Source organism: Rufibacter radiotolerans, from assembly GCF_001078055.1.
Taxonomy (GTDB): domain Bacteria; phylum Bacteroidota; class Bacteroidia; order Cytophagales; family Hymenobacteraceae; genus Nibribacter; species Nibribacter radiotolerans.
Window position 1 is genome coordinate 3,131,923 of the sequence record NZ_CP010777.1, and the last position, 18,499, is coordinate 3,150,421.

Consider the following 18,499-nt stretch of genomic DNA (forward strand, 5'->3'; position numbering starts at 1 on the left):
GCCCAAAACGCCGCTATTGAAAAAGTAAGCAGGTTTTCTTTTGGTAAGTGCCGCTGGTGCGCGGGAAAAGGCTTAGTTCATGGAGAAGGAGTAGATGAGGGCCGCCCCTACCGTGGTTTGGGTTTTCTTAGAGAAATTACCGCTGGCGTCTTCAAAAAAGGCGTCCTTTGCTTTGTCAAACCGCACCTCGGGCTTTACTAATAGGTTGCCGCCGGCCAGCTTAATGTTGCCGGTCACGGTGTAAGAAGCCACCTCTAAGGGCCCGAAGTACCGCACTCCCTCGGGGTCTGCGAAGTATTCTCCCCTGAACCCAAGGCCAAATTTATCTGAGAGCTCATAGCTGGCGTATAGCGCGCCGCCACCCCAGGTGGCGTCTTTAGACCAGGCATCTTCCGCGTCTTCGGTGACGGCCCCGGTGTAGAAAGATCCATAGGCGGCGTTCACTCCTAACTTAAACGCATTGGTAATCTGGTAGGAAGAGGTGAGGTCAAATAGGCTGGTATAGCTGCCCCGGGTGCCGCCAAAGTTGGAAAGTGTGTTGTATTCATCGCCGCCAATCCAGTTGAGGTAAAGGCCCATGCCCTCCCACGGGGAAAGGTGCACCTGCGCTGCCACCGACTTTTTATCATTGAAATCGCGCAGCCCGTCCCATCCGTTCACTACGCCCAGCATAAGGCCCAACTGCGGGCTGACGGCGTAGTCCAGCTTGACACCGGTGTGGTAGAAGGGCCCGTTGCCGAACAGGTACGAAAGGCTGTAGTGGTAATTGAGCGGCGCGTCTATCAGTTCATAGCCAATGTGGGTGCCATACTGCCCGGCCGTGAGCTTGAGTTTGTCTGTGACCTCATAGGCTAAGTATGCCTGTTTGATGATTTTGGCCGTGCCCGTGTTCCCAAAGTTGCCCAGCTCGGCATTGGGCCCAAAGGTAAGATCGGCCACGATGGTAGCCTTGTCCTTTGAATAGGTGAGCAAGGCTTGCACCAGCCCCAGAGAAATGTTGTTGTGGAACTGGTCAAAAATGCGGCCTTGGTTCAGGTCTGACTTGGGTCTGTTGAGGTTGTACTGGTAGAAGACATCGGCGTAGCCGCTGATGTTAAACTTACCCGGGGCCGGTTCTGGCATTGGTACTTCCTGGGCATTAGCTATCTTTGCCGTGGCCAAGAGCGCCACCGCCGTAATGGTGTAAAGCTTTTTCATACTGTTTCTGTTAATGGTTAGGAATATTCTCAGGAAGAGTGTTCTGCATTAGACCCACCGGTAGCGTCCCCTCAAATTGCCGTTTGAGGAATTAGGAAATTACCATGTAGGAAGAATGACGAAATGGACAGAACCATGGAAAGGCCGCCCGCCGGGCGCTGTCTCTTTGCCAGGGTAAAAGCAGGGGTAATGCCTAGACCGCATTACCCCTTGTTTTTACTTCCATGTCAAGGGAAAGGAAATCTTACGCTTTTTCTTAGGCCGTTACGGCCGCTCTGGCAGGTAGCTGGGGCACCAATACCTCCTCTTTCTCAGGCATACTGATCTCATAGCCCGGGGCGTTAATGTCTGGGTAGGCATGCATCTTGTGCTCATGAATGTCCAAGCCTTCTATTTCCTCCCGCTCAGTCACTCTGATGCCCATGGTGACCTTGAGCACATACCACACCACAAACGCAAACCCAAAGGAGAAGACCGCCACGGCCCCAATGCCTATCAGTTGGCTGATTAACTGCTGCGTGCCGGCCAGTTTCCCGAACAGACCCACCGCCAGCGTTCCCCAGAGGCCGCACACCAGGTGCACCGAAAGCGCTCCCACCGGGTCGTCCAACTTCAGTTTATCAAAAAATACCACTCCCAGCACTACCAGGCCTCCGGCCACGCCCCCAATCACCACTGAGTCTACCACGCCCATTTGGTCGGCGCCAGCGGTAATGCCCACCAAGCCGGCCAGAATGCCGTTGAGTACCATGGTAAGGTCATTTGACTTAAAAAGAACGTTAGAGACCAGGCAAGCGCCCACTGCACCGGCCGCCGCAGCCAGGCTAGTCATCACCAACACCCTGGAAACCGCACCTGGCTCCGCTGACAGCACCGAGCCACCGTTAAACCCAAACCAGCCCAGCCACAGGATAAACACGCCAATGGTAGCCAAGGGAATGCTGTGCCCCGGGATGGGTTTTACTTTGCCCTCTACGTATTTGCCAATTCTGGGCCCCAGCAGCAGTATACCAGCCAGCGCTCCCCATCCGCCCACAGAGTGCACAATGGTGGAACCGGCAAAGTCATAGAACGGGGTGGCCAGCGTATTCAGGAAACCTCCGCCCCACTTCCACATACCCACTATAGGGTAGCACAGGCCCACAAACAGGATGGAGAAGACCATAAAGCTGGAGAACTTGATCCGCTCGGCCACTGCCCCAGAGACAATGGTAGCCGCGGTGGCCGCGAACATACCCTGGAAAAGGAAATCGGTCCAGAAGGTGTAGCCGGCGTTATAGGCAGAGGTCTCCCCGCCCTCTGGCAACGTAATGCCAAAACCAGCGAAACCAAAGAAGCTTCCGGCAAAATCTGCACCCGGGTACATGAGGGAGAACCCCCACAGGGCGTAGGCCAGCAGGCCAAGGGGCGGAATCATGCTGTTCTTAAACAAGATGTTCACCGTGTTTTTAGAGCGGGCCAGGCCAGACTCCAGCGTGGCGAACCCCAGGTGCATGATGAAAACCAGGAAGATGGATACCATCATCCAGACGTTGTTGATGACGAATAATTCTTTTGACATGGTACTAGTAATTAGTGAGTAAGAAATTGTTTATTAGTTGGAAAATCTAAGGTCTACAGGGCCAGTTCGCCCACATCTCCGGTCCTGATCCGGATCACTTCTTCCACGTCCATGATGAAGATCTTGCCGTCTCCTACCTTGCCGGTGGTCGCTACCTTGAGTATAATGGAGACCACCGCGTCTACCTGTTCATCTGGGGCAATGATCTCTACCTTGGTTCTGGGAATAAACCCCACGTTATAGGTAGTGCCGCGGTACACCTGAGAGGCCCCATGCTCCAGCCCGAACCCCTTCACATCATAGGTAGACATGAACGGAATGCCTATCTCCGCCAGGGCCTCATACACATCCTCAAATTTGGACGTTCTAATGATTGCTTCAATCTTCTTCATAAACCTTCATTTTTATTTTTAACTTGTTCTTAAAGGGTCTGTTTTTATTATCTATGATGAATATAGTAATCAAGACCTTAAATACAATAGGGTGTTTTCCATAAAAACCTACCAATACCCAAAAAATACCCTAATTTTTATAGTCTCACGTAAATTTAAACTCTCCCATTTTTCTATCATGTTTTAAATACCGTTAAGATTTTTCAGGAGAGTACCTGATTTTCCTTCCCCCTTCAAGAAAACAGAAAGTTTTTTACTTAAAACCTACTGAAAATCGCCATCCCTTACGGAAATCATATAATCCCGGAAAAGCCGTTAAAAATTTTTTATTTTTTTTAAGTTTTTTCAGAAAACTTAGCAGAGAAAAAACAGAGGGGCAGCCAAAAGGCAAAAAGCCCAGCAAGAATGTTGGGCGCCCGGGGCGGGCAGAAGAAAGGAATAGCAGGGGAAGACGTAAAAAAGATGCCCCGCCGTTTTTGACCTATTTTAAGAAAAACAGGCCAAAAACGGCGGGGCATATGACTTCTGGAAATGCAGGCTAGCGGCTAGTCAACTGAAAAAGAATGGGTTACACTCTGCTACCCGCGAAAATCTTAGTAAAGGCCTCTATTTGCCCGCGGCTACCTAACAAGATCAGGACATCACCTGCCTGCAACCGGGTATCGGCGTCTGGGCTTACCAGGAATTCGCTGCCGTGCCGGTTTAACCCGATGAGGGTAGCGCCGGTGCGGTTTCTAAGGTCCAACTCCCGAATGGTGAGGTCCCGCAGATCTTTAGCCAATTGGTCCAGGTGTACTTCCTCCAGGTGCATTTTATTAGGCCCAGACCCGTTGAGCAGCGACAGGAAATGAATGACCTGGGGCTGCGTGATCAGGCTGGCCATGTGGCTGCCGCCAATTTCGTCTGGCATGACCACGTGGTTCGCCCCGGCCCTGAACAGTTTCTGCTCGGTGGTTTTCTCAGAGGCTCTGGCAATGATCTCAAGTTTGGGGTTCAGGCCGCGGGCGGTGAGCGCCACAAACACATTGTCGGCGTCTTTGGGCAGGGTGGAGATAAGCGCCTTGGCGTGGCGCACGCCGGCCTGCTCCAGCAATAGGTCTTCGGTAGCGTCGCCCAACAGGAAGTTCAGCTTCCCCTCCTGCAAAGGCTCCCCTGCGGCGATGAGTTCCTGGTTTTGCTCAATGACCACAATCCGTTCGCCGCTGGCCAGCAGGTCACGGGTGGCCTTGGAACCGTTTCGGCCGTAGCCGCACACAATAACGTGGCCGCTAAAACTCTTGATTTCACGCTCGTTCATATAATTTTTCCAGATGCTACGGAGTTCGCCCTCAAATAAATACGTGGAGACCACGGAGACCGTGTAAGCTAGGAGGCCTATGTTGGCCAGGATATAGACCGAGGTAAAAAGCCGACCCTCTGGGGAAAGCGGGTGCACCTCGGCAAAGCCCGTGGTGGACACGGTGATCACCGTCATGTAAAACGCCTCGGCCAGGGTATAGCCCTCTAAAACCTGATAGGCCACTACTCCGGTCACCAAGCTGAAAATTATCAGCCCGAAAGCCCAGAAAAACCTATACAGCTTTAGTTGGCGCCACCTCATCTGCTTACCACTATACCCAGGAGATCTGCTATCTGTTTTTCAAACTCTTTCAACGCCTTGATGGTACGCAGGCATTTGTCCAGGTCCTGCGCATTAGAGAGATTGGGCAGGGTGTCCATCTGGTCTTTGATCATCATCTGCACGTTGCGCCATTTCAGACGCAGCACCTCGCGCTCAGAGCCATAGGAGACCAGATCCGCCTCCCGGGGCACAAAGATCTCATGGGTGGCCCAGCCGTCGCTGAGTTCGTATTTCTCACTCACCAGGTCAATGACCTCGTTGCGGATCTCTTTGTCTTCATGCTGCATAAACTCAGAGGCGGTAGGCACAAAGCCCTGCTCCAGCTTAAGGCGGCACATGTCAAACAAGCGCTTGTAGATAGGGGTCTTGAACTCAATATCCTCCAGCTCGCTCAGCATGAACTGGCTGGCGGTAAGGCCTTCCTCAATCTCTTTGTCGGCGTAGTTGAGAATAAACCGGATCACCTCGCGCTCGCGCCGCTGGAGCACGTCATTCTGCGAGGTTTCCGCCTGGTTTTCGTCCTCGTACATGGCCGCTTCGGCCGCGGCCGCGGCTTCTGCCTCTGCGGCCATCTCATCAAAGGAAGAGCCGTAGGAAGACGGTTGCGGCGGGGCCTGGTGACGGGCGTTCTTCTGCTCGGTGAGGTGAATCTTGTTGTACTCCGAGATGAGCACCTGCTCGTCAATCCCGAACCGCAGGCTACACTGCTGTAAAAACACCGACCGCTTGATGGCGTCTGGGATCTTGGAGATGGACACCACCATTTCCCTGATGGCGTCTGCCTTCTTAACCGGGTTATCTTTGGCCTCCTGCGCGTACAGCGCCGACTTGAACGAGATGAAATCCTGGCTGTGCTCTTTCAGGTACGCCTTAAAGGCCGTGTCCCCTACTCTTCTGATGTAGCTATCAGGGTCATCGCCGTCCGGGAACAGCACCACGTTCACGTTCAGGCCGCCTTCCAGAATGAGGTCAATGCCGCGCAAAGAAGCTTTTATACCGGCGGGGTCACCGTCATAGAGCACCGTAATGTACTTGGTGTAGCGACCAATGAGCTTGATCTGGTTCTCGGTTAAGGACGTCCCCGAAGAAGCCACCACGTTCTCTATGCCGCCCTGGTGCAGGGACAGCACATCCAGGTAGCCTTCCACCAGAAAGCACTCGTCTTCCTGCCGAATAGACTGCTTGGCCTGGAACATGCCGTAGAGCACATCAGACTTGTGGTAGATGGGGCTCTCCGGGGAGTTGACGTATTTGGGGGATTTCTTGTCGTTGGATTTAAGCGTACGGGCGCCAAACCCGATGGTACGGCCGCTTACGTTCTGGATGGGAAACATAACGCGCCCCCTGAACCGGTCATACTGCTTGCCTTCTTCCTGCTTGACAATGGTGAGGCCGGTTTCCTCCAGGTACTTGAGCTGAAAGCCTTTGTCCAGGGCCGCCTTGGTGAAATCATCCCAGGAGTCTAAGCTGTAGCCCAGCTCAAATTTCTGAATGGTAGCCGCCGAAAGTCCCCGCTGCTTGAAATACGGCGCGCCTATGCTCTGGCCCTCGTCGTTTTTATGGAGTGCCTTTACGTAGTATTCCTTCGCGAAGTCAGAGATGATGTAGAGGCTATCGCGCTCGTTCTGGGCCTGCACCGCCGCCGGGCTCTGGTCTTCCTCAATGTCAATGCTGTATTTCTTGGCCAGGTACTTGAGCGCCTCTACGTAGCTGGTGCCCTCCACGTCCATGATGAACTGCACCGAGTTACCCGCCTTGCCACAGCCAAAACACTTGTAAATACCTTTATTGGGCGCCACGCTGAACGAGGGCGACTTTTCATGGTGGAACGGGCAGCACGCCCACATGTTCTGGCCCTTCTTCTTCAAACTCACAAAATCACCCACCACCTCCACAATGTCGGCTTGCAGGATGATCTGGTCAACAACTTCTTTCTTTATCAGGGCCATGGGTAAACGTAGATCGGGGCGGTAGACAAAGATACTTGTATTAAGGATTAGTTGTTAGGGGCGCTGGCCAGGCGGGCGGCAGAAATAAAAAAAGCCAGCTACGGGAGCTGGCTTTTGGATTAGTAGTGTTTTGAGCCTGTTTTGGCCAAAACAGGCTCAAAACAGCATTTACAGCAAGTGACACTTTCTGCTTGATAAACCCCTGGCAAAGGGTTCCACTTCTTTTTATGGCCCTGTGACGGTTCCCTCAAACGCGCCCCCGGTCAACTCCAGAATCTCTGGGGAGGGAGGTGAGCTATTGGTTGATTTATTTAAAGTAAACTGGAAAGAGCCTTTGATAAACCGCGTTGCAGGGTTCCACTCCTGAATCCTGAGCTCAGAGAAGAACTCGGTACCAGAAAGGTGATAATCATTTAGAAGTGTGCCGTTAATGTACTCATAGTAAAAGGCCGTCCCGTCTTTGCTGAACCTGTAAATGCCTACCCCTTTAAAATTTACCTGAACATTTAATTCCCCGTTAAATTGCCCGTTCTGGTTGTAGAACTTCAAAGCCAAAGAGTCTACGTTAGTGACATCATTGTGCCACAGCAGAACAGAAGGGGCCTTTTCAGATTTCCAGGCTAAATTTTTCTTGGTGGCCATTTCAGTGTCCGGCCTTGGCTCATCCTCCCCGCAGGAAAAGGAAAGCAAGGCTATAATGCAAAATAGAAACAGATTAAGCTTTTTCATGTTCTTATTCATAGGGGGTTGTGAAAGAATTTACGTACGAAAACGTAACCTAAAATTGCTGCTAAATAGTGCCTTTTCATACCCAAAAACTTAAAGTACTCTATTCCAGGGAGAAATTTGGCACGGGCACTGCAGCCGCCTGAAAGAGCAAGCCTTCTTCCCGTTGCCTTAGGGCACGGGGCCAGGGCGGCGGCCCGACCTTTTGGTATATCCCATGACCCTTTTGCCCCCGCAACGGTTTCAGGCGCCTTCCCTTATTTCTGTTTTGGCGTTACTTTTTGGAAACCAGGCCTAAAACGGGTATTTGTTTCTTCTTACCTCTATAGTTTGTACCTTTACTCCAGTGATTTCAAGCACTGAACCTGTTATGGCTATTACTCAAGAAGACGTATTAAAAGCCCTCAGTTATGTAGAGGAACCAGACTTAGGCAAAGACCTGGTAACGCTTAACATGATAGAGGATGTACAGATAAACGGTTTGGATGTTTCCTTTACCGTCATCCTCACCACCCCGGCCTGCCCCCTGAAAGACCTGATCAGAAATGCCTGTATCAGAGCCATTCACACCATGGTAGACAAGAACGCGAACGTGACGGTGAACATGACCTCCCGCGTGACCACGGCCCGGCAAGACAATGCCAGCATCCTTAAGGGCGTAAAGAATATCATAGCCGTGGCCTCTGGCAAAGGCGGCGTGGGTAAATCTACGGTGACCGCTAACCTGGCGGTGGCCCTGGCCCAGTCCGGCGCCAAGGTAGGCTTGGTAGACGCAGACATCTCCGGCCCCTCCGTACCTACCATGTTTGGCGTGGAAGACGCCCGCCCCAGAATGTTCCGCTCTGACGATGGCCGCAACCTGATTGAGCCCATTGAGAAGTACGGCATCAAACTCATCTCCATCGGGTTCCTGACCCCGGCCGAGCACGCCGTAGTATGGCGCGGCCCCATGGCCAGTTCTGCCCTTAAGCAATTCATTACGGAGGTAGACTGGGGCGAGCTGGATTATTTGCTCATTGACCTTCCGCCGGGAACCAGTGACATTCACTTGACGTTGGTACAGACAGTACCGGTAACGGGTGCCATCATTGTGACCACCCCGCAGAAAGTGGCCATTGCCGATGCCCTGAAGGGTTTGCAGATGTTCCGGCAGCCGCAGATCAACGTTCCGGTATTGGGCTTGGTAGAGAACATGGCCTACTTCACGCCGGCTGAACTGCCAGAGAATAAATATTATATCTTTGGCCAGGGCGGCGGACGTGATCTGGCAGAGCGCTACGGGGTTCCGTTTATTGGCGAGATTCCCCTGGTACAGAGCATTAGAGAAAGCGGTGACCAGGGCGCCCCGCAGATTCTGCAGACCGGCACCCCGGCGGCCCTTGCCTTTGAGCAGGTTGCCCAGGAAGTGGCCCGCCAGATATCGGTGAGGAACGCCAGCATGGCCAAAACCAAAATAGTAGAAATTAAAGCGTAAGCACTATGGTAGATATCGCACTAAAGGAGATCTTGATTCAGAAGGTAGAGCAGGCTCTGGACACTATCCGGCCGTACCTGAAAACCGACGGCGGCGACGTAAAAGTGTTGAACATCACCGAGGAGAAAGTGGTGGAGTTGGAGTTGCTGGGCGCCTGTGGTTCCTGCCCCATGTCTGCCATGACCTTTAAGGGCGGCATTGAGCAAGCCATCATGCGCGCCGTGCCCGAGATCACCGGCATTGTAGCCGTGAACCTGACCCCTATGGACGTGTAAACACGTCTCTTCCCGTATACCATCGCCCGCTGGCGCAGGAGCTTTTGCCTCTGCGCCAGCGGGCGATGTCGTTTTAAGCCTGTTTTGGCCAAAACAGGCTCAAAACAGCCTTTGAAGCTCCCTGCTGCGCCAATAAACCTCTTCCCTTTTCTCCTAGACTTTCTATCTTTGCTTGTCAACCACCTACCGCCATGCTGAAAGCCAACGACCCTGCCCTCCATTCCTGGATCCAGATTGCCCCTGACAGTGATTTCCAGATCCAGAACCTGCCCTTCGGGATTTTCCGGACCCAGGACCGGGACCCGCGCGTGGGCGTTGCCATTGGCGAGTATGTGCTGGACGTGTATGTGCTCACGCAGCACGGGCTGTTTGACATGCTGGACGTGGAAGACCCCACCGTGTTTCACCGGCCGTACCTCAATGACTTTATGGCCCTGGGCAGGCCTATCTGGCGCCAGGTGCGGGACCGCATCTCTGAGCTGCTGCGCAACGACAACCCCGAGATACGGGACAACCGCAAACTCATGGCCGAGTGTCTGTTGGTTAGAAAAAACGTGCAGATGCTCATGCCCGTAAATGTGCCCAACTACACAGATTTCTATTCCAGCATAGAGCATGCCACCAACGTGGGCAGCATGTTCCGGGACCCGGCCCACGCCCTGCTCCCCAACTGGAAGCACCTGCCCGTGGGCTACCATGGCCGGGCGTCGTCCATCATCCCTTCAGGCGTGCCCATTAGGAGGCCCAAAGGCCAGATGAAACCGGCAGACGCCGATGCCCCTATCTTCGGGCCTACCAAGCAACTGGATTTTGAGCTGGAAGTAGCCTTTATCACCGGCCAACCCACCGAACTGGGCAGCTCCCTTACTACCGCCGAGGCGGAGGAGTACATCTTCGGGATGGTCTTGTTCAATGACTGGTCGGCACGCGATATCCAGGCCTGGGAGTATGTGCCGCTGGGTCCGTTTCTGGCCAAGAACTTCGCATCCTCCATTTCGCCGTGGGTGGTCACGCTAGATGCGCTGGCCCCGTTCAGGGTGCCCGGCCCGGTACAGGAGCCCAAAGTGCTGCCTTACCTGGAGTTCAGCGGAGACCACCATCTGGACATCCACCTGGAGGTAACCCTGCAGTCGCCTACGCTAGAGCACGAAGCCGTTATCAGCCGGTCCAACTACCGGCACATGTACTGGAACATGAACCAACAGCTGGCCCACCACACCATAAACGGCTGCAATATTGAAGTAGGCGATATGTACGCTTCGGGCACCATCAGTGGTTCTACGCCAGACTCCTACGGCTCTATGCTGGAGCTTACCTGGCGCGGCACCAAACCACTGCACCTGCCAGACGGCTCTGAACGCAAGTTCCTCCATGACCATGACATTGTCACCATGCGCGGCTACGCCCTGAAAAACGGCGTGCGGGTTGGTTTTGGAGAGGTTCGCGCCGAGGTTCTCCCGGCTATTTCCATTTAAGTTGAAACCATGAAAACGTTTGACCCCAAAGAGATCTCTACCGGTGAGTTCCACAGCCTTATGCTGGGGACCATAGCCCCACGCCCCATTGCGTTTGCCAGCACCGTAGACAAAGAGGGAAACGTGAACCTGAGCCCCTTCAGCTTTTTCAACTGCTTCGGGTCCAATCCGCCGGTGCTTATCTTCTCCCCTGCCCGCCGGGTGCGCGACAATACCGGAAAGCATACCCTGGAGAACGTGCTGGAAACCGGTGAGGTGGTCATTAATATCGGAAATTACGCCATAGTGGAGCAAATGTCGCTGGCCAGCACCGAGTATGACAAGGGCGTCAACGAATTCATCAAAGCCGGCTTTACCCCCGTGCCCTCCACCAAGGTAAAGCCGCCCCGCGTGGCCGAGGCGCCCGCCGCGTTTGAGTGCAAGGTACTGGAGGTAAAACCCATAGGAGACCAAGGCGGCGCGGCCAACCTGGTCATTTGTGAGGCCATATTGCTGCACGTGCGCGATGAGGTCTTCGGGACCGATGGCAAGACCATTGACCCCGTAAAATTGGATGCCGTGGCCCGCCTGGGCGGCGATTGGTACTTACGGGCGACCGGCGACTGCCTGTTTGAATTACCCAAACCCGTCCGAAACAAAGGCATTGGCATTGATCAGCTTCCGGCCCACATCAGGAACAGCACCGTTCTAACCGGCAACAACCTGGCCCGCCTGGGCAATACAGAGGCCCTCCCCACGGAGGCCGAGGTGCAGGAGTACGCGCGGGAGCCCATGTTCCGGTACCTCCTGCAGACCCACCAGCAAAACCCCGCCGAAAGAGAACGCCAGATCCATCTGCTGGCCCAACGCCTGCTCGCCGAAGGCCAGGTGCAGGAAGCCTGGAAAGCTCTGCTCACCCTTTCACTGCCGCAAAAAGGCTAATACCGTTTTAGAGCCGTTTTTGGGAAAACAGGCTTAAAACGCGTTAGGTCAAAAAAAACATTATCTGATTCTGTAGGGGCAATCCCTTGTGGTTGCCCATTTGCTTTGATGCACTGAGAAGGGCAATCACAAGGGATTGCCCCTACATTCACCTAAAATTGAAAAACCCGTTTTGGGGCCGTTTTCTGTAAAACAGCCCCAAAACGGGTTTTTCAATAACTACAAATTTCTGTCTGGCTTCTAATTCCTGACGGCAATCATCAAACTTAGTTCTTTGTAGCGCATGTTGAATTTCTTAGCGATGGCGGCGTTGGTAAGGCTTCCTTTGTAGATGTAGACGCCGCTACGGTAATGCTCGTGGGTGAAGAGGGCCTCGTTGACGCCGCCGTACTTGGAGATCTCCAGGAACATGGGCGTGAAGATGTTGCTGAGGGCTTTGGTGGCGGTGCGGGGCACGCGCGAGGGGATATTGGGGACGCAGTAATGGATTACGTCATATTTGCGGTACACGGGGCGCTTGTGGGTGGTCATCTCTGAGGTCTCAAAGCAGCCCCCTTCGTCTATGCTCACGTCAATGATCACCGAGCCGGGGTTCATCTTGGCCACTACTTCCTCAGAAATCATGCAGGGCACCTGGCCCTCTTCGGCGGTGACGGCTCCAATGACTACGTCTGCGTCCTGAATCTCTCTGTGCAGCACCGTGAGGTCCAGCGTGGAAGTGAAGAGTTGGGTGCCTACGTTCTGTTTAAGCCTTCTGAGTTTGTAGAGATGGTCGTCAAACACCTTCACCTCGGCCCCAAGACCCAGGGCGGCGCGGGTGGCATACTCGGCCACGGTGCCGGCGCCAATGATCACTACTTTGGAAGGGGGTACCCCGGTGATTCCGCCTAAGATGACGCCTTTGCCCTCATTACTGCTGCTCAGGTACTCGGCGGCGATGAGCATGACGGTACTGCCGGCAATCTCGCTCATGGCGCGCACCACCGGCTTGGTATCTGATTTGTCTTTGAGCAGCTCAAAGGAGATGGCGCTTATTTTCTTTCTACAGAGGGCGTTGATGTATTCTGAGGTAAGGCTCCCGATCTGCAGTGCCGAGATAAGCGTCTGCCCGGGCTTAAAGAACTCCATCTCATCATAGGTAGGCGGCGCGATCTTGAGCACAATGTCCGCCTCATAGACTTCCTTGGTGGAGTAGACAATGATGGCGCCCGCCTCTGAATACTCATGGTCTGAATATTTAGAGGGAGCCCCGGCGCCGGACTCTACCCAGACCTGGTGCCCATGGTCGGTGAGCTGTTTCACGGACTCGGGCGTGAGCCCGATGCGGTTTTCCTGGAGCGAAGACTCTTTAGGGAGGCCAATGAACAGATCGCGCTTGCGGGTCTCCACTGCCAGCATTGACTCTTTGGGCATCAGGCTTCGCGCCGTCGCCTTGGTCAGGGCCTCAAACCCGGTGTTCTTATCCGTCATGTCCTCCATCATAAACTCTCATGCTAATGATCCGCGCTTCTTCGGCCTCACCGTTTTCAATAGATACCTCTACCCCCTCATCGGGCAGCAGGCCTGCCACCTTTGAGGGCCATTCTATCAGGCAAAGGTGCCCAGAACTGAAATACTCCAGCACGCCCATGTCCAGGGCCTCGGCCTCGTTATCGATCCTATAAAAATCAAAATGGTAAATGAGTTCCCCCCCGGCTCCTTCGTACTCATTCACCAAGGAGAAAGTAGGGCTGCTAACCGGCTCCTGCACCCCTTTTTGGGCGCATATTGCCTTGATAAAGGTAGTTTTACCGGCGGCCATCTCGCCCTCAAACAAAATTATATTTTTTTGCCCGATAAATGACAATAATTCATTGGCGGCAAAGGGTAAATCCTGTTTAGAGGAGATTTGAATGGTGTGCTGGCGCGCTCCAGGGTCAGGCATTTTTAGTGGACAGCGTTATAAATGGGATAATACATTCTTCCAGAGACACGCCACCGTGCTGGAAAGTGTCTTTGTAGTGGTTCACGTAATAGTTAAAGTTATTGGGGTACGCGAAGAAGTCATCGTTCATGGCAAAGACGTAGGCCGTAGACACGTTGCTTTTGGGCAGGTGAAAACGCTCTGGTTTGCGGCACACCAGCACGTCTTTCTCCGTGAAGCCTAGGTTCTTGCCGTGCTTGTAGCGCAGGTTGGTGTTGGTATTACGGTCGCCCACAATCTTGAAGGGCTTTTTCACGCGCACCGTACCGTGGTCTGTGGTAATGATAAGGCGGCCTTTCTTGTCGGCGATGGCTTTGAGGGTGTCAAACAGCGGCGAGTGCAGGAACCAGGAGCGGGTAAGCGAACGGTAGGCGGCTTCGTCGGCGGCCAGTTCCCGGATCATCTGCATGTCTGTGCGGGCATGCGAGAGCATGTCCACGAAGTTGTAGACGATCACGTTGAGCTTGTTGTTTTCCAGGTTGTTGAACTTAGCCAGCAGGTCTTTGCCGGCGGTGTTGTTGGTGATCTTGTGGTAGCTGAATTTCTCCTTGATGTTGTTTTGTTGCAGCTGTATCTCCAGGAAGTCCTCCTCGTGCAGGTTTTTGCCTTCTTCCTCATCGTCAGACACCCACAGGTTGGGGTAGCGTTTGGCAATGTCGGCGGGGAGCATACCCGAGAAGATGGCGTTGCGGGCGTAGGCGGTGGTGGTGGGCAGAATGGAGTAATACATCTCCTCGCTCTCCACGTTGAAATAGTCGGTGATGATGGGCTCCAACACTTTCCACTGGTCATAGCGCAGGTTGTCTATGAGCACGAAGTACACGGGCACGTTGCTTTCCTTCATCATGGGGAACACGCGGTCCTTGAAGAGTTTGTGGCTCATCAAAGGAATCTCATCGGTCTCATCATTCACCCACTCCTCGTAGTTATCCATGATGAACTTGGCGAAGTTGGTGTTAGCCTCGTCCTTCTGCATGTTGATGACCTCAGCCATGCTTTTGCCTTCGGTCTCCGCGATCTCCAGCTCCCAGTACACCAGTTTCTTGTACACATCGGCCCACTCCTGGTAACTCAGGCGCTCGCCAAAAGCCATGCCCAGGGTCCGGAAGTCGCGTTGGTACGAGATGTTGGTGCGTTCCTCTACCAGGCGGCGGTTTTCTAATATCCGCTTAGCGGAAAGCAGGATCTGGTTGGGGTTGATGGGCTTGATGAGGTAGTCGGCGATCTTGGAGCCGATGGCCTCTTCCATGATGTGTTCCTCCTCGCTTTTGGTGATCATGACCACCGGTATCATCGGCCGGATGGCCTTTATTTCGCTCAGGGTTTCCAGGCCGGAGATGCCGGGCATGTTTTCGTCTAAAAAGACAAGGTCAAAGGTCTGTTCCTGCACTTTCTCTATGGCATCTGCCCCGCTGTTGACGGGGGTAATGTCATAGCCCCTTTCTTCTAAAAAGAGAATATGGGGCTTGAGAAGGTCAATCTCGTCGTCCGCCCACAAAATAGTATATCTTTGCATGGCTCGTAATTTATTTCATAGTTAGGTAAAGGGAGCAGCGGCGGCGCAAGGTAAAACAAATCTGCGGAGCAGGTAAATCTGAGATGTGCACGCCCTATCATTAACCGACAACGGACACTAGAAGCACTTAGTTATCTTGAATAAGAAAAAAATCTTCAACGACCCGGTCTACGGCTTCATCACGGTACCGTCTGAACTGCTATTTGACATTATCCAGCACCCGTATTTCCAGCGCCTTCGCCGCATAAAGCAACTGGGCCTCACGGAATTTGTGTACCCCGGGGCGCTGCACACCCGTTTCCACCACGCCTTAGGCGCCATGCACCTCATGAGCATTGCCCTGCAGAGCCTGAGCAGCAAAGATAACCTCATTTCAGACAAAGAGTGCGAAGCCTCCATGGCCGCCATTTTGCTACATGACGTGGGGCACGGTCCTTTCTCCCATGCGTTGGAGCACGCCATTTTTGACCAGGTGCCGCATGAGCAGATCTCGCTGCACATCATGGAGTTGCTCAACGTGGAGTTTGGCGGGCGGCTGCAACTGGCCATTGATATTTTTACGGACAGGTATGAGCGCCGGTTCTTCCACCAACTGGTTTCCAGCCAGTTAGACGTTGACCGCCTGGATTACCTGAACCGCGACAGCTTCTACACCGGCGTGTCTGAGGGTAAGATTGGCGCCGACCGTCTGCTCAAGATGCTGAACGTAGCCGATGACCACCTGGTGGTGGAGGAGAAAGGCATCTATTCCATTGAGAGTTTTCTGGTAAGCCGCCGCCTTATGTACTGGCAGGTATACATGCACAAGACCGTGACCAGTGCTGAGCAGATGGTCATGAAGATCATGCAACGTGCCCGCGAGCTTACCCAACGCGGCGAGGACGTACCGGCCAGCGCCAACCTGCAGTTTTTCCTGCGCGAAAGCCTTTCCATTCTGGATTTTGAGCGGGACCCGGGCATTATGAGGCGTTTTGTCTCTCTGGATGATTATGATGTGTGGGGCGGAATCAAGGCCTGGGCCGAACACCCGGATAGCATCCTGAGCTACCTTTCCACCTGCCTGTTGGAGCGGCGCCTGTTCAAGATCCTGCTTTCCCCTACCCCCTTTGACCAGGATCTATTGCTGGGCATTAAAGAACTGGCCCAGGACCACTTTGCCCTGGCCCCCGAAGACGCGCATTACCTGGTGGTGGAAGGTAAAATAAGCAACAACGCCTATGAGGCCACCGGCGAGAACATTAACGTGCTTACCAAAAGCAGCCAGGTGGTAGACGTGGCTGAAGCCTCTGACTTGCCCAATATTCAGGCCCTGAGCAAAAAGGTGGAGAAATACTACGTGTGCTACCCCAAGGAGATTGCCGGGTTATAAATCCGGAGCTAATTACTTCCTTATAGCTTAACTACCAGAGTCCAACAATTCTTTTAGAACTACTCAACTATACTCTCTATGAAAAACTTTTTATTGATTCCTGCCTTGCTGGTAACCTTTCTGGCCGCAGCGCAGGAAAAGCTAACCCCTGAGCTTCTCTGGAAGCTGGACCGCGTGAGCGGCGTAGGTTTGTCTAAAGACCAGAAATACGTGGTGTATACTGTGAGTACGCCCAACGCGGATGAAAACAAGTCAAAGCGCCAGGGCTGGATGATTCCCGTGACCGGCGGCACGCCCAGAAAAGTCAATAATCTGGACAGCGCCCTGGTCAATGACCGCGTTTCCCCAGACGGAAACTACATCATGAGCACCGAGGAAGTGAAGGTGCAGAAGGTTTTTGGCAAGGACTTTTACCCCGAACTGACCAAATCAAACGCCATGGTCTACACCTCTCTGAGCTACCGGCACTGGGACGAGTGGGAAGACGGCAAGTACAACCACATTTTTGTAGCGCCTTACAAGAACGGGGCGGCCGGGGCTAAAAAGGACATTATGCCCAATGAGCCCTATGACAGCCCGCAAAAACCGTTCGGCGGCGACGAGGACTTTATCTGGAACCCAGACAGCAAACGCATAGTGTATGTGGCCAAGAAAAAAGAAGGCACCGCCTACGCCATCAGCACCAACACAGACCTGTATGAGTATGACCTCACCACCGGTACCACCAAAAACCTGACGGAGGCCAACAAAGGCTATGACGTGAACCCGGCCTACAGCGCCAATGGCGTGCTGGCCTGGCTGCAGATGAAACGCGATGGCTTTGAGGCCGACAAGCAGGACCTGGTGGTGTCTACCGGAGCCGGCACCATAAACCTGACCGGGCACAGAGATGACCTGCACGTGAGTGGCTTCAGTTGGAGCAAAGACGGCAAGAATATTTACTTCTATGCCCCTACCAACGGCACCATGCAGCTGTTTGAGGTCGCTTATACCAACTCCTCGCAAACTCCTCCCAACATCCGGCAGGTAACCAAAGGCGACTTTGACGTGAACGGCATTGTGGCCCAGGCCGGAAATAAACTGATTGTCTCCAGAACAGACATGAACCACGCCGCCGAACTTTACACCGTTGACCTGGCCTCCGGCGATATGCAGCAGCTGACGCACGCCAATGACGCGGTCTTCAGTAAACTGCCCCAGGTGAAAACCGAGCGCCGTTGGGTGACTACCACAGATAAAAAGAAAATGCTGGTGTGGGTGATCTACCCGCCCAACTTTGACCCCAACAAAAAATACCCTACCCTGCTGTATTGCCAGGGCGGGCCGCAGTCACCGCTTACCCAGGCCTATTCTTACCGCTGGAACTTCCAGCTGATGGCCTCGCAGGGGTACATTGTGGTGGCACCTAACCGGCGCGGCATGCCCGGCCACGGCACCAAGTGGAACGAACAGGTCAGCAAAGACTGGGGCGGCCAGGTAATTAAAGATTACCTGAGCGCCATTGATGACGTGCGCAAAGAGAATTTCGTGGACAACAACCGCCTGGGCTGCGTGGGTGCCTCTTTTGGTGGCTTCTCGGTGTTTGCCCTGGAGGCCTTGCACAAAGGCCGGTTTAAGACATTTATCTCGCATGACGGCGTGTTTGATTTCAAGAGCATGTACGGCACCACTGAGGAACTCTGGTTTGTGAACTGGGACCTGGGCGGCCCTTATTGGGAGAAGAAGAACAAGGCAGCCAAAAAATCTTATACCCAGTCGCCCAGCAACTTTATAGATAAATGGGATACGCCTATTTTCATCATACAGGGCGGCAAGGATTACCGCGTACCCATTGAACAAGGCCTGCAGGCGTTCCAGGCGGCGCAGTTAAAGGGCATCAAGAGCAAACTGCTCTACTTACCTGAAGAAAACCACTGGGTGCTGTCGGCGCAAAACGCGCTGGTGTGGCAGCGGGAATTCTTCAAGTGGCTGGACGAGACGCTTTAGTAGAAAAAGAAGCAATTCCGTTTTGGGGCCGTTTTACTGAAAACAGCCCCAAAACATAGAATCAGCTATTGTTC

The 18,499-nt window shown here is 53.5% G+C and carries 15 protein-coding genes; 6 read left to right on the forward strand and 9 right to left on the reverse strand.

Features of this window, described 5'->3' with window-relative positions:
- Window positions 1-72 precede the first annotated feature (72 nt).
- The 6 genes from TH63_RS12940 to TH63_RS12965 form a co-directional block, all read right to left on the reverse strand.
- The gene (locus tag TH63_RS12940) at window positions 73-1,197 is read right to left on the reverse strand and encodes a porin (protein WP_048921305.1); all 1,125 of its coding nucleotides are present in this window, start codon (window positions 1,195-1,197) and stop codon (window positions 73-75) included.
- Window positions 1,198-1,453: 256 nt separating this feature from the next.
- Window positions 1,454-2,758: an ammonium transporter gene (locus TH63_RS12945; protein ID WP_082161686.1), complete on the reverse strand. Its 1,305-nt coding sequence runs from the start codon at window positions 2,756-2,758 to the stop codon at window positions 1,454-1,456.
- A gap of 53 nt (window positions 2,759-2,811) precedes the next feature.
- Window positions 2,812-3,150, reverse strand: a complete 339-nt coding sequence (locus TH63_RS12950; RefSeq protein ID WP_048921306.1) for a P-II family nitrogen regulator — start codon at window positions 3,148-3,150, stop codon at window positions 2,812-2,814.
- A gap of 568 nt (window positions 3,151-3,718) precedes the next feature.
- A complete protein-coding gene (locus tag TH63_RS12955; RefSeq protein WP_076606485.1) occupies window positions 3,719-4,750 on the reverse strand; it encodes a potassium channel family protein in 1,032 nt (343 codons plus the stop codon).
- Window positions 4,747-6,720, reverse strand: coding sequence for a DNA primase (gene dnaG, locus TH63_RS12960; RefSeq protein ID WP_048921308.1), 1,974 nt, complete (start codon window positions 6,718-6,720; stop codon window positions 4,747-4,749). The genes TH63_RS12955 and dnaG overlap by 4 nt, the downstream gene beginning before the upstream one ends.
- Window positions 6,721-6,945: 225 nt before the next feature.
- Window positions 6,946-7,449, reverse strand: coding sequence for a hypothetical protein (locus tag TH63_RS12965; RefSeq protein ID WP_156180601.1), 504 nt, complete (start codon window positions 7,447-7,449; stop codon window positions 6,946-6,948).
- A 367-nt stretch (window positions 7,450-7,816) separates the two neighbouring features.
- Here TH63_RS12965 and TH63_RS12970 point away from each other — a divergent pair, with 367 nt between their 5' ends.
- The 4 genes from TH63_RS12970 to TH63_RS12985 all read left to right on the forward strand — a co-directional run bounded on the left by TH63_RS12970 (window position 7,817) and on the right by TH63_RS12985 (window position 11,591).
- Window positions 7,817-8,920, forward strand: a complete 1,104-nt coding sequence (locus tag TH63_RS12970; protein WP_048921310.1) for an Mrp/NBP35 family ATP-binding protein — start codon at window positions 7,817-7,819, stop codon at window positions 8,918-8,920.
- Between the two features lie 5 nt (window positions 8,921-8,925).
- Complete coding sequence (locus tag TH63_RS12975; RefSeq protein ID WP_048921311.1) at window positions 8,926-9,195, forward strand: NifU family protein; 270 nt, start codon at window positions 8,926-8,928, stop codon at window positions 9,193-9,195.
- Window positions 9,196-9,386: 191 nt separating this feature from the next.
- Entirely contained in the window at window positions 9,387-10,670 is a 1,284-nt protein-coding gene (gene fahA / locus TH63_RS12980) for a fumarylacetoacetase (RefSeq protein ID WP_048921312.1), read from the forward strand.
- A gap of 9 nt (window positions 10,671-10,679) precedes the next feature.
- On the forward strand, window positions 10,680-11,591 hold the full coding sequence (locus TH63_RS12985; RefSeq protein WP_048921313.1) for a flavin reductase family protein: 912 nt from the start codon (window positions 10,680-10,682) through the stop codon (window positions 11,589-11,591).
- 240 nt (window positions 11,592-11,831) lie between these two features.
- On the opposite strand, the gene TH63_RS12990 is transcribed toward TH63_RS12985, so the two are convergent.
- The 3 genes from TH63_RS12990 to porX are packed head-to-tail and all read right to left on the reverse strand — an operon-like array spanning window position 11,832 to window position 15,070.
- Window positions 11,832-13,061 (reverse strand): alanine dehydrogenase, encoded by a 1,230-nt coding sequence (locus tag TH63_RS12990; protein ID WP_048922826.1) that lies wholly within the window; start codon window positions 13,059-13,061, stop codon window positions 11,832-11,834.
- Window positions 13,051-13,515: a tRNA (adenosine(37)-N6)-threonylcarbamoyltransferase complex ATPase subunit type 1 TsaE gene (gene tsaE / locus TH63_RS12995; protein WP_048921314.1), complete on the reverse strand. Its 465-nt coding sequence runs from the start codon at window positions 13,513-13,515 to the stop codon at window positions 13,051-13,053. The genes TH63_RS12990 and tsaE overlap by 11 nt, the downstream gene beginning before the upstream one ends.
- The gene (gene porX / locus TH63_RS13000; RefSeq protein WP_048921315.1) at window positions 13,508-15,070 is read right to left on the reverse strand and encodes a T9SS response regulator signal transducer PorX; all 1,563 of its coding nucleotides are present in this window, start codon (window positions 15,068-15,070) and stop codon (window positions 13,508-13,510) included. Before porX ends, tsaE begins: the two co-directional genes overlap by 8 nt.
- Window positions 15,071-15,206: 136 nt before the next feature.
- Between porX and TH63_RS13005 the strand changes: the two genes are divergently transcribed.
- A complete protein-coding gene (locus tag TH63_RS13005; RefSeq protein ID WP_048921316.1) occupies window positions 15,207-16,439 on the forward strand; it encodes an HD domain-containing protein in 1,233 nt (410 codons plus the stop codon).
- Window positions 16,440-16,517: 78 nt separating this feature from the next.
- On the forward strand, window positions 16,518-18,425 hold the full coding sequence (locus tag TH63_RS13010; RefSeq protein ID WP_048921317.1) for a S9 family peptidase: 1,908 nt from the start codon (window positions 16,518-16,520) through the stop codon (window positions 18,423-18,425).
- Window positions 18,426-18,499 lie beyond the last annotated feature (74 nt).

Bases quoted from the DNA above. Each gene is read 5' to 3' on its own strand.
- TH63_RS12940 (WP_048921305.1), bottom strand. From the start codon at position 1,197: ATGAAAAAGCTTTACACCATTACGGCGGTGGCGCTCTTGGCCACGGCA.
- TH63_RS12945 (WP_082161686.1), bottom strand. From the start codon at position 2,758: ATGTCAAAAGAATTATTCGTCATCAACAACGTCTGGATGATGGTATCC.
- TH63_RS12950 (WP_048921306.1), bottom strand. From the start codon at position 3,150: ATGAAGAAGATTGAAGCAATCATTAGAACGTCCAAATTTGAGGATGTG.
- TH63_RS12955 (WP_076606485.1), bottom strand. From the start codon at position 4,750: ATGAGGTGGCGCCAACTAAAGCTGTATAGGTTTTTCTGGGCTTTCGGG.
- dnaG (WP_048921308.1), bottom strand. From the start codon at position 6,720: ATGGCCCTGATAAAGAAAGAAGTTGTTGACCAGATCATCCTGCAAGCC.
- TH63_RS12965 (WP_156180601.1), bottom strand. From the start codon at position 7,449: ATGAAAAAGCTTAATCTGTTTCTATTTTGCATTATAGCCTTGCTTTCC.
- TH63_RS12970 (WP_048921310.1), top strand. From the start codon at position 7,817: ATGGCTATTACTCAAGAAGACGTATTAAAAGCCCTCAGTTATGTAGAG.
- TH63_RS12975 (WP_048921311.1), top strand. From the start codon at position 8,926: ATGGTAGATATCGCACTAAAGGAGATCTTGATTCAGAAGGTAGAGCAG.
- fahA (WP_048921312.1), top strand. From the start codon at position 9,387: ATGCTGAAAGCCAACGACCCTGCCCTCCATTCCTGGATCCAGATTGCC.
- TH63_RS12985 (WP_048921313.1), top strand. From the start codon at position 10,680: ATGAAAACGTTTGACCCCAAAGAGATCTCTACCGGTGAGTTCCACAGC.
- TH63_RS12990 (WP_048922826.1), bottom strand. From the start codon at position 13,061: ATGACGGATAAGAACACCGGGTTTGAGGCCCTGACCAAGGCGACGGCG.
- tsaE (WP_048921314.1), bottom strand. From the start codon at position 13,515: ATGCCTGACCCTGGAGCGCGCCAGCACACCATTCAAATCTCCTCTAAA.
- porX (WP_048921315.1), bottom strand. From the start codon at position 15,070: ATGCAAAGATATACTATTTTGTGGGCGGACGACGAGATTGACCTTCTC.
- TH63_RS13010 (WP_048921317.1), top strand. From the start codon at position 16,518: ATGAAAAACTTTTTATTGATTCCTGCCTTGCTGGTAACCTTTCTGGCC.